The organism is Paenarthrobacter sp. NPDC089714, assembly GCF_044748905.1.
GTDB lineage: Bacteria > Actinomycetota > Actinomycetes > Actinomycetales > Micrococcaceae > Arthrobacter.
The window spans coordinates 260,107-273,901 of the sequence record NZ_JBIVGX010000003.1; the positions used below are offsets into that span (position 1 = coordinate 260,107).

The following is a 13,795-nucleotide window of genomic DNA, read 5'->3' on the forward strand; positions in this document are numbered from 1 at the left end:
GAGCCTGGATACGAACACCGGGAGGCGCCCATGTCCGCGAAGGGCACGCGCGAGACAGCCAAGGCCACGGGATCAAGCGCCGCGGAACCCCGACGAAGCGAGAATGGTGCAGCACTGACCGCCAGGAACCCGGCCCGGATCAGGAACGTCGCCCTGGTGGGACATTCGGGAGCAGGCAAATCGATGCTGGTGGAAGCCCTTCTCGCAGCCACCGGTGCGATCTCCCGGATGGGTTCCATCACCGAAGGAACCACGGTCAGCGATTCGGATCCCTCAGCTGTTCATCAGCAACGTTCCGTCTCCTTGTCCGTGGCGCCGATCCTGGTGGGCGACATCAAGGTCAACCTGATCGACACCCCGGGCTACACCGACTTCACCGGCGAGTTGCGCGCCGGTCTCCGGGCCGCGGACGCGGCCCTTTTTGTTGTCTCGGCCATCGACGGAATAGACGGCGCCACCATCGCCCTATGGGGCGAGTGCGAGCGGGTCCGTCTGCCGCGGGCCGTGGTTGTCAGCAAGCTGGACCATCCGCGCGCAGACTTCAGTGCCGCCGTCGCGCGCTGCCAGGAAGCCTTCGGCGAGTCGGTGCTGCCGCTGTACCTTCCGGACGCTGACGGGGTGGCAGGAGTCCTGCACGGCGGCGGCCAGGCCGATGACGCCGTGCTCGAGGACGCGCGCGGGCCCTTGATCGAGGGCATCATTGCGGAGAGCGAAGACGAGACACTCATGGACCGGTACCTCGGCGGCGAGGAATTGCCGCTGGGGGACTTGATCGAGGACCTGGAAAAGGCTGTTTCCCGGGGCAGTTTCTTCCCGGTCATGCCAACGTCGGCCGAAACGGGCCGGGGGCTGCCGGAACTGATGGCGCTCCTCACCGACGCGCTGCCGTCGCCCTTGGAACGTCCCGCCCCGCCGGCCATGCAGCTCGACGGGTCTTCCCTCAAGGACCTTGCCTGCGACCCGGACGGGCCGTTGGCTGCCGAGGTGGTGCGCACAACAGTGGATCCCTTCCTCGGCCGGGTGTGCCTGGTCCGGGTGTTTTCGGGAACGTTGAGGGAAGACTCTTCCATCCATATCGGCGGAAGGGGCCTTGCGGACAGAGGCCATGAGGACCACGACTCCGACGAACGGGTAACGCATCTGTACTCGCCGGTGGGGTCCAGCCTGAAGCCCGTCCGGGAATGCGTTGCCGGGGATATTTGCGCCATCAGCAAGCTCGCCGGCGCAGAAACCGGGGATACCGTGTCGGATAAGGAAGCACCGCTGCTTCTCGAGACCTGGCACATTCCCGAGCCCTTGATGCCTGTAGCCGTGGAAGGGGCGTCCCGCAGCGACGAGGACGCCCTTGCCAAGAGCATCGGCAAGGTGGCAGCTGCGGATCCCACACTGCGGGTGGAACGCAACCAGGACACCCATCAGTTGGTCCTCTGGTGCATGGGGGAGGCGCACGCCGAGGTGGTCCTGGACCGCCTGCGTGGACAGGGAGTCAAGCTCCAGACTGTGGAGGTGATCACGCCCTTGCGGGAGACGTTTGCCGGCAAGGCCGCCGGTCATGGCCGGCACGTGAAACAGTCCGGCGGGCACGGCCAGTTCGCCATTTGCGACATCGAGGTTGAACCCCTGGGGCGCGGCGAGGGCTTCCAGTTTGTCGACAGGATTGTGGGTGGCGTCATTCCCGGAACCTTCGTGGCGTCAGTCGAGAAGGGCGTGCGCGCCCAGATGCTCAAGGGCGTCGCTGAGGGCTTCCCCGTGGTGGACATCAAAGTGACGCTGGTGGGCGGAAAGACCCACAGCGTGGATTCCTCGGATGCAGCCTTCCAATCGGCCGGGGCTTTGGCCCTTCGCGAAGCGGCTGCGGCGGCAAAGATCCAACTCCTGGAACCCGTGTCCCGGGTGGTTATCAGCGTTCCTGACGAATATGTCGGAACGGTGATGAGCGACCTTTCAGGCAGAAGGGGGCGTGTGACCGGCACCGACAGTGGTGGCGGCGAAGGCGCCGAAGTCAGTGCCGAAGTGCCGGACCAGGAACTCCTGCGTTACGCCATCGAACTCCGGGCCCTCACTGCGGGTACTGGGCGGTTCCGCCGGGAGTACCTGCGCCACGAGCCCCTGGCGAAGTAGCCCCTGCCGGGCGCTCGGTGCGCATGAAGCCCGCCACGGCCGGTGCCAGCGATGCGCCGACTTCCGCTGCCGTGCGTTTGACGCCTTTGACGCCGAAGGAGTGGTCCCCGCCTTCCACCCATTGAAGGGTGGCCGTTGGCCCGATGCGGGACACCACGGACTCGAGCAGTTCGGGTGTTGCGAACGTGTCCCTGGTGCCCTGCAGGAAAAGCATGGGCGTGGTGATCCCGTACAGGTGCTCGTCCCGGAGCTTTTCGGGTTTGCCCGGAGCATGCAATGGATAGCCGAGGTACACGAGGCCTTGGACGTCCATGCCCTCGGCCACGGCCATGGATGCCATGCGTCCGCCGAACGATTTCCCCGCCGCCCAGAGCGGCATACCGTGGGAGACTTCGACGGCTTTGGCCACCACGGCCCGCCACGTGGCGATGGCAAGCGGTGGACGGTCGGGGAACCGGCGTCCTGCGGCCCGGTAGGGGAAGTTGAAGCGGAGCGTCGCAACACCCTCTGCCGCCATGGCCTCGCAGAAACCCTGCAGGAACGGGTGCTCCATGCCCGCCCCGGCGCCGTGGGCCACCACCAGGGTGGCGGACGGGTCTTCCGGACTGAGGTGGATGCCCGGGACATCGCTGTCGTCCACGGAAATGGTCAGGGCGGTTTCGGTGTTTGGCATGCATCCATCATGGAGCAGGTTTACGTGGGGACGCGCACCAATTTCGCCCAAAACGATCCCCACCTGCTGACGGGCAGGGTCCCCGCACGGTAGCTTGTGGCCATGGCGAGTGAATCCACCACCCTGACCGTGCCTGGCCCCGACGGCCCCCGCGAGGTCCGTATCTCCAGTCCAAGCCGTGTCATCTGGCCCGAAGCAGGGCTGACCAAGCTGGACCTGGCAAGCTACCTCTCGGACGTGGGGGAAGCCTTCGTGGCTGCCAATGGAAACCGGCCGGTCAGCCTGCAGCGCTATTCAGGCAACATCGAAGGAGACATGTTCTTTTCGAAGAACCCTCCCAAGGGTGCCCCGGACTACATCCGCTCGGTCATGGTCACCTATCCCAGTGCCCGATCCCATCCGCAACTGGTGATTGACGAGCCGGCCGCCGCCGTGTGGGCGGCCCAGATGAACACCGTGGTCTTCCACCCCTGGGCTTCGCGGGCCAACGATCCCGACAATCCTGACCAGCTGAGGATCGATCTCGACCCTCAGCCAGGCACGGATTTCGCCGATGCCATCCCGGCAGCCCAGGAGCTGCGCTCCGTCCTGGACGAGGCCGGCCTGACGGCCTTCATCAAGACCTCCGGCAACCGGGGCCTGCACGTTTATGCGCCGATCCATCCCAAGCACGAATTCCTGGACGTCCGGCACGCCGTCATTGCCGCAGGCCGCGAATTGGAGCGCAGGATGCCCCGCCACGTCACCACGGCGTGGTGGAAGGAGGAACGCGGTTCCCGGATCTTCGTGGACTTCAACCAAGCCAACCGGGACAGGACCATTGCCGGCGCCTACAGTCCCCGCGCCGTGGCCCAGGCCCAGGTCTCCTGCCCGCTGGCGTGGGACGAACTGGAGAATGCCGACCCCGCAAAGTACACCATCCAGACCGTCCCGGACCGGCTCAGGACCACCGGCGATCCGTGGGCGACCATGCATGAAAAGCCCGGCAAGATCGATGTCCTGCTGCAGTGGTGGGAACGCGACGTGAAGAACGGGCAAGGCGAGATGCCGTTCCCGCCGGAATTTCCCAAGATGCCCGGCGAGCCCATGAGGGTCCAGCCGAGCCGCGCACGCAAGCCGGAGGAGCAACCGGAGAAGTGACATGAAGCGGGCGTCTGCACCCGGGGCCGCCGGATTCTGCTGCGGCCTGTTGCTCGCCGCCTGCCTGGCGTCTTCGTGCACTGATCCACCGGGGCCGCTCCCGCCGCCGTCAACAGCGCCGTCAACAGCGCCGTCACCGGCGCCGGTGACGGGCACGACGTCGGCCCCTCCTTTCGCCCGGACCACGCCGCCGGTTCCCACTTCGCCAATACCGTCGGCGTCCGCGGATGCCACCAACTCCATGGTGTTCCTGGAGCTCCAAGCCTCACTGGAAGTGTTCAGCAGGGAACTGATCAGCCAGGGGGCTCCGGCGGTGCTTATGGAAGCACGCTCCGGCCTGCAAAGCTGGACGTCTGCGGCAGGGGTCCGCAGCCTCGAAAGTGGACTGCCGGTGGATGCGAGCGATCCGATCGTGGTGGGCGGGGTGCTCCGGAGCATGCTTGCCGTGTCCGTCCTTAAGTTGGTGGAGGAAGGCAAAGCCGCCCTCGACGTCCCCGTCAGCGCCTACCTGCCGGACTTGACCGGTGGGGTGGCCGGGGGCAGCGACGGTCCCGTGGGAGACCTTTCCCTCCGCTACCTGTTGGCCGACTCGTCGGGCCGCGATTCGAGCCGATGGGCGGACACGGTGCTCATTCGTGTGGTGGAGCGGCTCAGGGGAGCTGCCCTCATCGACGTGCTCCGCCGCGAGGTGTGGGGCCTCCTTGGGCTGCGATCCATGGCCCTGCTGGACGACGCCGGGGCCATTCCCAACCTCGTCCACGGGTATGCCTCCACCGATGGCGGGATCGTGGACATCACAGAGACCCCACCAACGGCAGGCCAGTCGCCGCCGCGGCTGGTGTCCTCAGCGGCGGACGTGAATACCTTCCAAGCGGCCCTCCTTGGCGGACGCCTGCTGGCGCCGTCCAGCCTGCTGCTGATGAAGGGCATGGTGTCGGCCGACTATGGGCTGGGACTGGACCAATGGGATGACAGGTGCACCAATGGAAACTACTACGGCCATGCCGGCGACCTTCCCGGCTTCGGAACCATCACCATGAGCAGTGCGAACGGAAACCGCCAACTCACCATCGCTGTCGCCACTCCGCCGGAGCCGGTCACCGCCCAGCCCTCAGCCATCGTCCTTGAACTGACCAACCTCGCGCAGGTAGTCCTCAACTCAAGCTGCCGTTTCCGCTTTGGCTAGTGGCGGCGTCGTCCTATTCGAAGCGGGAAGGATCCCCGGTGCCGCGGCGGACCACCTCGGCCACGCCGCTGGAGAAGTCAATCACCGTGGTGGGTTCGGAGCCGGTGTCTCCTGAGTCGATGACGGCATCCACCTCATTGTCCAGGCGCTCCTTGATCTCCCAGCCCTGGGTCAACGGTTCTTCCTCGTCAGGCAGCAGGAGCGTGCTGGACAGGAGCGGCTCGCCCAGCTCGGCGAGGATCGCCTGGACCACCTTATGGTCCGGAATACGCACGCCAACAGTCTTCTTCTTCGGGTGGAGCAAGCGCTTGGGCACTTCCCGGGTAGCGGGAAGGATGAACGTGTAGCTGCCGGGGGTCACGGCCTTGATGGCGCGGAAGACGTCGTTGTCCAGCATCACGAACTGGCCCAGCTGGGCAAAATCCTTGCAGACCAACGTGAAATGGTGCTTGTCGTCCAGGTGTCGGATCGCCCTGATCCGGTCCAGGGCTTCGCGGTTCCCGATCTGTGCACCCAACGCGTAGCAGGAATCGGTGGGGTAGGCGATCAGCCCGCCGTCCTGCAGCATGTTCACCACTTGGCCGATGGCCCGGGGTTGGGGATCTACGGGGTGCACGTCAAAGAATCTGGCCATGGGACGAGCCTACGCCAAAGCTAGGAAAGGACGTCCTTGGCGGAGAACTTCGCGTACGCCAGGGCACCGCACACTGCCACATAGCCGGCTTGGAGGAGCGCGTTGTCAGCAAAGGATCCCCACGCCATGGGCTGCCGCAGCAGGTCGGCAAACCCGAGCCAATGGTGGCTGAACAACCACGGATGGAGCCACTCGAGCTGGGGGAGGTTGTCCAATACCTGCGAGACGACAGCCAGGACGATCGTGGCAGCCATGGCACCTACCGGCACGTCCGTGAACGTGGAGATCAGCAGTCCGATCGCGGACAGGCCCAGCAGTGAGACGGTGATGTAAGCGGCGATCAGCAACGACCTCACCACGGATTCGCCCACGCTGATGGTGTCGCCGGACAACAGCGTCACAGGGCCGATCGGAAAAAGCACGACGCCGGCCAGCGCACCGGCAGCAGCGACGGTTGCCGTGGCGGCGATACAGAAAGCGACGGCCCCGGCGTACTTGACCAGGAGGAGCCGTATCCGGCCGGCCGGCGCCAGCAGCAGGTACCTCAGGGTGCCAAGGTTGGCTTCGCCCGCAATGGTGTCTCCGGCTACCACGCCAACGGTCAGCGGGAGGAACAACGGGACGCAGACCACCAAGGCCGTCACTGCCACGAACAGGCCGTTTTGGCTCACCCGGTCAAGGAACAAGGGGCCACGGCCGGGCGGCACTTGCCGCGAGGAGAGCTTGACTGCCACGGCAATCAGGATGGGCACGCCGGCAAGCGCCAACAGCATCGCCCACGTCCGGAGCCTGCGGAAAAGGACAGCCAGTTCGGAGCCCAGGAGGCGCCAGCCCACGCCTGGGCGGACAGTTGGCCCGGATACAGCGTCAGCCGACAACGTCAAACCCCTCTCCCGTGAGTGACACGTACCGTTCCTCCAGGCTGGCGTTCTCCACGGAGAATCCACGCACGCGGACCCCGTCGCCAACCAAGGCAGCGACGATCGCCTCGGGTGCCATGCCGTCGAGGCCGCCGCCCAGCACGGTGCCGGGCGTTGGTGCCGGGCCTGGAACCAGCCCCAGCCGGGCCAGGACCCGGGTGGCATGTCCGACGTCGTGCGTTGTCACCAGGACGGCAGATTGCCCCGTGGAGCGCAGTTCGTCCAAGGTACCCTGGGCCACGAGCCGGCCGGCGCTCATGATGCCCACATGGGTGCACATGTGTTCCACCTCGGCCAACAGGTGGCTGGACACGAAAACCGTGGTGCCACCTGCTGCCAGGGAACGTACCAGGTTGCGGACTTCGCGGGTGCCTTGGGGATCCAGGCCGTTGGTGGGTTCGTCCAGGACCAGGAGCTTTCGAGGCCGGAGCATGGCGTTGGCCAGTCCAAGGCGTTGCTTCATGCCCAGCGAGTAAGCCCGCACCTTCTTTCCCGCGGCGTGCCCCAGGCCCACCCGTTCCAGGGCATCATCCACGCGCTGGCGTCGTGTTGCGGCCGGAGCGTGCCTGTCCGCGGCATCAAGCCTCAGCAGGTTTCCTGCGCCGGTCAGGAACGGATAGAAGCCTGGTCCTTCCACCAACGCGCCAACATCCGGCAACACCTCTGGGAGGCTCCGGGGCATATCCCGCCCCAGGACCTTGATGGTGCCCGCGTCAGCCGAAACCAGGCCCAGGAGCATGCGGATGGTGGTGGTCTTTCCTGATCCGTTCGGGCCCAGGAAACCGAAGACGGAACCGCGGGGTACGGCCAGGTCAATGCCGTCCACGGCAGCGCGGTGGCCGAAGCGTTTGGCTAATCCCCGCGTCTCCAGGGCGAGGTCAGTGCCGGCCGCGCCGGGCGATTCCGTGGCACGCAGCCCCTCAACCGGCGGCAGCGGCTGACTCAAGTCGGTCCAAGGGAACCATGCCCGCAAGCACGCGGCCGTCGTCGAGAATCAGCACGCTGGCCAGCGAGGTGGTCAACGCCCGTCCACCGGAAACCGGCTGGAGCAGTTGGGTGAGCTGGGGGTTGCTTGTGAGCCCAGGGGGTGCGGAACCCGCCGGCAAGGTTGCTATGGCGTCCCAAACCTTGCCGGTCACCGCCGGACGGGCATGGGAGGACGGGTTCGCTGGAGTTGTGCCGGGGGCTGGAACCGTTTTTTCGGGTGCTGGAACGGCAGGTACCGGGAGAGCGGGCTTGGCGGGGAATGCCTTCTCTGTCACGCTCGCCCCGGGCGGTGGTGTGAAGGTGAACAACGACGCATCCGGGGTGGCCAGGTTCAGGTCCGTATAAGCGATGGAATAGGCGGGTTCCGCCTGTCCTTTGGCTCGCACGGTGACGCCAAGCGGGAGGCCTGTTTCAGCATCGACGCTGAGGGACACCGATTCCACCAGGGTTCCGTCGCTGCGGGGAGTCAGCGTCAGGCTGTAGGCGCTTCGACCGGCAACAGTTGCCGATTGGCCCACAGTTACCTGCGTGGTGGAGTCAATGGCCGCCAGGAAGCGGGTGGCGAGGGCCTCAGGGGTAGCGGCCTGGGGCCTGGGAATCTCCGAAGGCGTGCTTCCCGTGCCGGGCCGTGGCGGCAAGGCCGTATGCACCACGCTGTTGTCGGTCGAGTTGTAGTACCAGGCATCGGTTGCGTTGACCACAACGTCGCGTTCGGCCAACTGGTCCAGGATCTGTAGGCGTGCCTTGCCGGGCGCATCGAGATAGACGCGGGCCGTGTGCGTACCTGTCAGGAACTCCAGGGGTGAGCCGGCGCCGGGTCCGCCACTGGTGCCGGAAAGATCCGGTAAACCAAGGTTTGCTTCCTGCGACACCGTCCCGGACAACGACCGCACCGTGCTGTTGGCGATCATGGCCATCAGGTCCTGGGCCGTCTTGGGCGGCAGGGAGGGAGCCGCGCCCGCCTGGATGGAACCCACCAGAATCCCGGCAATCAGCACAAGCGGCACCAAGAGGGCGGGCAGCCACCGTTGTTTAATCCGTGCCATTGCTACCGACCACCGTCCGTGTGAGGCATGTTTCCAGACTACTCCGGTTGACTGCCCGCATCACGGGTGGGTCGGTAGCTGGAAACGGATGGTCTTCGCCAGGGCTGCAACCTGCTGGCGGCCGTGGTCATGGTTCCTGTCGGTTGTTGGGAGGGCAGACCCCAGTGGTTCAGGCCCGAAGGAGTTCGCTTGCAAGCCGCACGGCACCGCGTACCGGAGACTCGGAAAGGATGCGCACGGCTGTGGGATCCTCGAGGGCCACTTTCCGGGCCACGGCGCCGGCAAGCTGTTGTTGGTTGACCAGCAAACCTCCGGCCATCACCAAGGGCAGGTCGAGGCCGAGTTCGCCCAGCACCTGGCGCGCCATGGTGGCGAGCGAGTGTGCTGCCTCCGCCTGGATGCGCAGGGCAGCCGGATCGCCGTCCACTGCCAGTTCCAGGACGAGCGGAGCGAGGCTTGCCCAGTGGTCGGGCTCGGGTTTCGCGTAGAAGAAGTCCATCAACTGCAAGGCATCACCGCTGGCTGTGGCTGCCAGGAGTGCCTGCACCAAAGTTCCTGGTTCCAGCCCCGCGTAGTGCTCGCGGAGAGCCTCCCTGACGGCGTCCCGGACCACGGAGTAGCCGCCGCCCTCGTCGCCCAGCAAGTAGCCGAAGCCGCCGCTGCGGGCCTCCCGGCCTTCGCGGCTCCGTCCCCAGGCCACCGAGCCCGTTCCGGCAACCAGCACCACACCCGCGTCGAGGCCAGCGGCGGCGAGGATGATGCGGGTGTCATGGACTACGTCGATCCTGGCTCCCGGAAAGTGCTCGGCCAGGAGCCCCGAAAGCACCGCGCGGCTGGCGGGGGTATCGGCGCCGGCCGCTCCCGCGCACACGGCCCGGACGTCGCCGCCCGTGGCTCCCGCGATCCGGCGCAGGACGGCGTCCACCCCCTGGTGTCCAACGGACGAGAGGTTGGCGCTTGACTCGGTGATTTCCGGAAGGTTGACGCCATCGCCGTTGCCGGCATGGTCCAATTCGGCACGCAGGGCGTGAGTCCGGGATCCGCCGATGTGCAGGCCGAGGACGGCGGGGCTCATGCGCCTGCCGCCTGGAACACGGGGGCATCGAGGGAACTCGGGACTTCGAGGGAATGAGGGCGGTGCGTGGCGAACTTCATGGGATGATCCTTCCGCTTCAGGCCAACTCGGACTAGATTGGCATAGACCAATATTTGTGTCTACACGTAGGATGTCCAATATGGCGACAGATGTCGTGCCCGGTGCTCCGAAGTACTACGTGCTCAAGACCGAGGTCCTTGCACTCATCTCGGGACTCCAGCCAGGCACCCTCATCCCCACCGAACGCGCACTCGCCGAGACCTATAAGACCTCGCGCACCACCGTCCGGCAGGCCATCAGCGAACTGGTGGCCGAAGGCAAGCTTGGCCGTGTCCAGGGGCATGGAACGTTCGTGGCGCCTCCGAAAATGACGCATGTCCGCCAATTGACGTCGTTTTCGGACGATGCCCGCAGCCAAGGGCTCCGCCCCGACTCGAAGCTCCTGGCGCTGGCGGTAGTGAGAGCCGACGCCGACGTGGCGGCCCACCTGGGGCTGGACCACGGAGACCCCGTGACACGCCTGGAACGCATCAGGCTTATCGATGGTGAGCCGCTGGCCCACGAAGTTGCCTGCCTTCCCGGGAAGCTGCCCCGGTTCAAGGGCAACCTGTCCAAAGCGGGTTCGCTCTACGCAGCCCTGGCCGATGTGTACGGCATCCGGATTTCCGACGTCGAGGACACCGTGGAGACTGCCCTCGCCGGGCCCGGCGACGTGCAATTGCTCGGCATTGAAATGGGTGCGCCCCTGCTGGTGGTCCACCGCCTGGGCCGGGACGCCGCAGGCCGTCCGGTGGAGTGGACGCGCAGTGCCTTCAGGGGGGACCGCTTCCGGTTTGTGTCGCGGGTGAAATCCGGCAGCTGATGCACGCCGTCGGCCGTGACGTCAGGAGACCGTGGCGCCCAGCGTGTTCCGGACGAACGCCGCACTGGGAGCTGAGAGCGTTTCCACCATCCGGCCGAAGAGTGCTGCGGCCTCGGCTCCGGGCCAGTCCGTTGGCAGCAAGTCGGCGGGCAGTCCCGGGTCGAGGTACGGAATGATCCGCCACCGGTCGATGCTCCGGACGTAGGTGGCAAACGCGGCGGCGCCGCCGTCGAGGTCCTGGCCCCTGGCTCCTGTGCCTGCAGGGCGGTGGTGGTGGAGGAAATCCCGGTGCAGGCCGGCGATCGCGTCCAGGTCCCACCACTTGGCGGCGGCATCCGGCAGGCTACCGCCCACCATCGGGGAGCCGGTGACGAACAGCGTGGCCATGTCCCGCAAGCCAAGGTCGGCCAGGATTTCCTCCACCTCGTCCCGCAACGAATCGGGACAGATCCACAGGCCCGCGGCGACGGTTCCACAGCCGATCCAATGGAGTCTGCGGCGCAACTGGTGGCGTTTTTCCCGTTCGGTTTCCGGGATCGAAAAGGAGACGAGGCACCATGGATCGCCGGGCTCCATGGAGCGGGGTGTGAAGATCCGGCGGTCGCCGCGGGCCAGCATGGTTGCTGCGCCCCCGGTCAAGGTGAAGCCGGGATTGCCGTCGCGCGTTTCCAGGCGGACCACTTCCTTCTTCCGCAGCCGCCCCAGAGCGGTCCGGGTGACGGTCCCGGACGTCCCCAGGGCGTCCATCAGGAGCACGAGGTCCTTGGTGGACATCCATCCGCCGGCCTCACGCAGGTAGAGCCCGATCACGGTGCGCAGCAACGACGTCGTACTCCCTGGTCGGGAGTCCATGTCGTCGAGGACGGCGCTCACTGGAGTTCGGTGAGGACGTCGCGGATGGCCTGGACGCCGAGTTCGACTTCGGCGTAGCTGGTGCTGAGCGGGGACAGGCCGATGCGGAGGCCGTGTGGGGGACGGAAGTCCGGGATGACCCCGCGTTCCCACAGCCGGGCGGTGACATCGGCGAAGAGGGGGTGGTCCACCGTAATGTGCGATCCCCGTTCGGCCGGGTTACGGGGGCTGACGATTTCCGCGCCGAGGGGGACCAGGAACTCTTCGGCCAGTTCGATGGCGTACTCGGTGAGTTTGATGGATTTCTCCCGGACGGCGTCCATGCCGACGGAGGCGATCAGTTCCACCATGTCCTTGAGTGGTTGCATGGCCAGGACGGGTGGGGTTCCGGTGATGAAGCGGCGGATGCCCTTGGCTGGTTCGTAGGCGTCGGTCATGCCGAAGGGGTTGGCCGCGCCCATCCACCCCCAGATGGGCTGTTGGAGGAGGTCTTGGCGGGCGGTGTTGACGTAGGCGAAGGCGGGGGAGCCGGGACCGCCGTTGAGGTACTTGTAGGTGCAGCCGACTGCGAGGTCCACGTTCCAGGCGTCCAGTTCCAAGGGTACGGAGCCAACGGAGTGGCAGAGGTCCCAGAGCATGAGCGCACCGGCCTGCTGCACTTTCGCCGTGATGGCTTTGGCGTCGGCCAGGAACCCTGAGCGGTAGGCGACATGGCTGAGGACCACGACGGCGGTCCGCTCACCCAGGAGTCCGTCGAGCTCAGCGGCGCGGACGCCGCTGGCCGGGTTGGGTGCGATCCATGTGATGGTGGCGCCGCGTTCGGCGGCGATGCCTTCGATGATGAAACGGTCGGTGGGGAAGTTGTCCCGGTCGATGATGATCTCGTTCCGGCCGGGCTGCGCATCTACGGCGGCGCGGATCAGTTTGTAGAGCATCACCGATGTCGAATCGCCCACGGTCACTTGGCCGGGGGCGGCGCCGAGGGTGACTTCGCCGATCCGGTCCCCGACGCGGGTGGGTTCGTCCATCCACTGTTCGTCCCAGCCGCGGATCAGGCGGCTGCCCCAGGCGTCGTGAACGAAGGACTGCAGGGAGGCGGCAGTGGCTTTGAGCGGCCGCCCCAGGGAGTTCCCGTCCAAGTACGAGGTGAGCTGGCCGGCGTCGGGGGTGTAGAAGGCCTCACGCTGGGTGGCGAGGGGATCGGCGGCGTCCAGTTCTGCGGACGTTGGCCGCTGTGTTTGTTGTGCGGTGCTCAATGGTTGCTCCTGCGGGCGGGGTGGGGGAAGGAATTCAGTTGCCGATCTCGGTGCGGACGGCGTAGAGCTCGGGGAAGAAGGTCAGGTCCAGGGCGCGCTTGAGGAAATCGACGCCGGAGGAGCCACCGGTTCCTACTTTGAAGCCGATGGTGCGCTGGACCGTGCGGAGGTGGCGGAAGCGCCAGGCCTGGAAGTTGTCTTCGACGTCCACCAGGTCCTCGCAGGCCTCGTACAGGCCCCACGGGGTGTCATCGGATTCGTAGATCTTCTGGAAGACCGGGACAAGATCCGAGCGGTAGGACCAGGGTTCGCTGGTGTCCCGGTCCAGGATGTCCGCGGGAATCTCGTAGCCGGCGCGGGCCAGGACGCGGAGGAAGGCGTCGTAGAGCGTGTGCTCGTCCAAGAGCCTGCCCAGGAGGGCGTGTGCTTCGGGGTCGCTTTCGAAGACCCGGAGCATGCCCCGGTTCTTGTTGCCGAGGAGGAACTCCACCCCGCGGTACTGGTAGGACTGGAAGCCGGAGGAACTGCCCAGGAAACCCCGGAACTGGGCGTATTCACGGGGCGTGAGCGTGCCGAGCACGGACCATTGCTCGGTCATGGTCCGCTGGATGGCCTTCACCCGGGCGATGCACTTCAAAGCCTTGCCAAGCTGGTCCTGATCAAACAGGCGGCGGGCTTCCAGCAGTTCGTGGAGCACCAGCTTGAGCCACAACTCACTGGTCTGGTGCTGGATGATGAACAACAACTCATCATGATGCTCCGGCTGGCTCAACGGATGCTGCGAACTCAACAACCGGTCCAGGTCCAAATAACCGCCATAAGACATCGCATGCCGGAAATCCGTCCGCACCGACTCCTCGATAGGGCGGACGCTTCGGTGCGAGTGGGCGTCCGGCAACTCTGCCGCAGGCTTTTCCATGAAGCAAGAATATCATTCACATGACGCACGTCAAGGAAGTGATTTTGGCGGTTTTTCCGTCCGGAAAGCGTGCCGTACGCTGAACGTGAACCTTTGGGGAAGG

General features: G+C 66.0%; 13 protein-coding genes. 4 read left to right on the forward strand and 9 right to left on the reverse strand.

All coding sequences use genetic code 11. From position 1 onward, the window contains the following. Window positions 1-30: 30 nt before the first annotated feature. The gene (locus ACIPY3_RS07855) at window positions 31-2,121 is read left to right on the forward strand and encodes an elongation factor G-like protein EF-G2 (RefSeq protein WP_400332618.1); all 2,091 of its coding nucleotides are present in this window, start codon (window positions 31-33) and stop codon (window positions 2,119-2,121) included. Here the strand turns inward: ACIPY3_RS07855 and ACIPY3_RS07860 are convergent. Beyond that, window positions 2,060-2,794 (reverse strand): alpha/beta family hydrolase, encoded by a 735-nt coding sequence (locus ACIPY3_RS07860; RefSeq protein WP_400332206.1) that lies wholly within the window; start codon window positions 2,792-2,794, stop codon window positions 2,060-2,062. The genes ACIPY3_RS07855 and ACIPY3_RS07860 overlap by 62 nt on opposite strands. A gap of 102 nt (window positions 2,795-2,896) precedes the next feature. Here ACIPY3_RS07860 and ligD point away from each other — a divergent pair, with 102 nt between their 5' ends. Together ligD and ACIPY3_RS07870 are read left to right on the forward strand one after the other, a co-directional pair. Next, window positions 2,897-3,934, forward strand: coding sequence for a non-homologous end-joining DNA ligase (ligD, locus tag ACIPY3_RS07865; protein ID WP_400332208.1), 1,038 nt, complete (start codon window positions 2,897-2,899; stop codon window positions 3,932-3,934). A 1-nt stretch (window position 3,935) separates the two neighbouring features. Then, window positions 3,936-5,120 (forward strand): serine hydrolase domain-containing protein, encoded by a 1,185-nt coding sequence (locus ACIPY3_RS07870; RefSeq protein WP_400332210.1) that lies wholly within the window; start codon window positions 3,936-3,938, stop codon window positions 5,118-5,120. A 13-nt stretch (window positions 5,121-5,133) separates the two neighbouring features. Here the strand turns inward: ACIPY3_RS07870 and ACIPY3_RS07875 are convergent, their stop codons facing one another. The 5 genes from ACIPY3_RS07875 to ACIPY3_RS07895 all read right to left on the reverse strand — a co-directional run bounded on the left by ACIPY3_RS07875 (window position 5,134) and on the right by ACIPY3_RS07895 (window position 9,782). Continuing rightward, window positions 5,134-5,754 (reverse strand): L-threonylcarbamoyladenylate synthase, encoded by a 621-nt coding sequence (locus ACIPY3_RS07875; protein ID WP_397321741.1) that lies wholly within the window; start codon window positions 5,752-5,754, stop codon window positions 5,134-5,136. A 20-nt stretch (window positions 5,755-5,774) separates the two neighbouring features. Then, window positions 5,775-6,638 carry an ABC transporter permease gene (locus ACIPY3_RS07880; protein WP_400332214.1) on the reverse strand — a complete coding sequence of 288 codons (864 nt, stop codon included), beginning with the start codon at window positions 6,636-6,638 and terminating at the stop codon, window positions 5,775-5,777. Further along, on the reverse strand, window positions 6,622-7,590 hold the full coding sequence (locus ACIPY3_RS07885) for an ABC transporter ATP-binding protein (protein ID WP_400332619.1): 969 nt from the start codon (window positions 7,588-7,590) through the stop codon (window positions 6,622-6,624). Before ACIPY3_RS07885 ends, ACIPY3_RS07880 begins: the two co-directional genes overlap by 17 nt. Window positions 7,591-7,594: 4 nt before the next feature. After that, the gene (locus ACIPY3_RS07890) at window positions 7,595-8,707 is read right to left on the reverse strand and encodes an outer membrane lipoprotein carrier protein LolA (RefSeq protein ID WP_400332217.1); all 1,113 of its coding nucleotides are present in this window, start codon (window positions 8,705-8,707) and stop codon (window positions 7,595-7,597) included. 169 nt (window positions 8,708-8,876) lie between these two features. Beyond that, window positions 8,877-9,782, reverse strand: coding sequence for an N-acetylglucosamine kinase (locus ACIPY3_RS07895; protein WP_400332219.1), 906 nt, complete (start codon window positions 9,780-9,782; stop codon window positions 8,877-8,879). 151 nt (window positions 9,783-9,933) lie between these two features. On the opposite strand from ACIPY3_RS07895, the gene ACIPY3_RS07900 reads away from it, so the two are divergent. After that, window positions 9,934-10,665, forward strand: coding sequence for a GntR family transcriptional regulator (locus tag ACIPY3_RS07900; protein WP_400332222.1), 732 nt, complete (start codon window positions 9,934-9,936; stop codon window positions 10,663-10,665). A gap of 21 nt (window positions 10,666-10,686) precedes the next feature. Here the strand turns inward: ACIPY3_RS07900 and ACIPY3_RS07905 are convergent, their stop codons facing one another. From ACIPY3_RS07905 to kynA, 3 genes are read right to left on the reverse strand one after another with little or no spacing between them, the layout of a single operon-like run. Next, window positions 10,687-11,538: a PaaX family transcriptional regulator C-terminal domain-containing protein gene (locus ACIPY3_RS07905; RefSeq protein ID WP_400332225.1), complete on the reverse strand. Its 852-nt coding sequence runs from the start codon at window positions 11,536-11,538 to the stop codon at window positions 10,687-10,689. Then, window positions 11,535-12,773: a kynureninase gene (kynU, locus tag ACIPY3_RS07910; RefSeq protein WP_400332228.1), complete on the reverse strand. Its 1,239-nt coding sequence runs from the start codon at window positions 12,771-12,773 to the stop codon at window positions 11,535-11,537. Before kynU ends, ACIPY3_RS07905 begins: the two co-directional genes overlap by 4 nt. Window positions 12,774-12,807: 34 nt before the next feature. Then, window positions 12,808-13,692: a tryptophan 2,3-dioxygenase gene (gene kynA / locus ACIPY3_RS07915; protein ID WP_400332231.1), complete on the reverse strand. Its 885-nt coding sequence runs from the start codon at window positions 13,690-13,692 to the stop codon at window positions 12,808-12,810. Window positions 13,693-13,795: the final 103 nt, after the last annotated feature.

Coding starts and splice junctions, on each gene's coding strand:
- ACIPY3_RS07855 (WP_400332618.1), top strand. CDS start 31: ATGTCCGCGAAGGGCACGCGCGAGACAGCCAAGGCCACGGGATCAAGC.
- ACIPY3_RS07860 (WP_400332206.1), bottom strand. CDS start 2,794: ATGCCAAACACCGAAACCGCCCTGACCATTTCCGTGGACGACAGCGAT.
- ligD (WP_400332208.1), top strand. CDS start 2,897: ATGGCGAGTGAATCCACCACCCTGACCGTGCCTGGCCCCGACGGCCCC.
- ACIPY3_RS07870 (WP_400332210.1), top strand. CDS start 3,936: ATGAAGCGGGCGTCTGCACCCGGGGCCGCCGGATTCTGCTGCGGCCTG.
- ACIPY3_RS07875 (WP_397321741.1), bottom strand. CDS start 5,754: ATGGCCAGATTCTTTGACGTGCACCCCGTAGATCCCCAACCCCGGGCC.
- ACIPY3_RS07890 (WP_400332217.1), bottom strand. CDS start 8,707: ATGGCACGGATTAAACAACGGTGGCTGCCCGCCCTCTTGGTGCCGCTT.
- ACIPY3_RS07895 (WP_400332219.1), bottom strand. CDS start 9,782: ATGAGCCCCGCCGTCCTCGGCCTGCACATCGGCGGATCCCGGACTCAC.
- ACIPY3_RS07900 (WP_400332222.1), top strand. CDS start 9,934: ATGTCCAATATGGCGACAGATGTCGTGCCCGGTGCTCCGAAGTACTAC.
- kynA (WP_400332231.1), bottom strand. CDS start 13,692: ATGGAAAAGCCTGCGGCAGAGTTGCCGGACGCCCACTCGCACCGAAGC.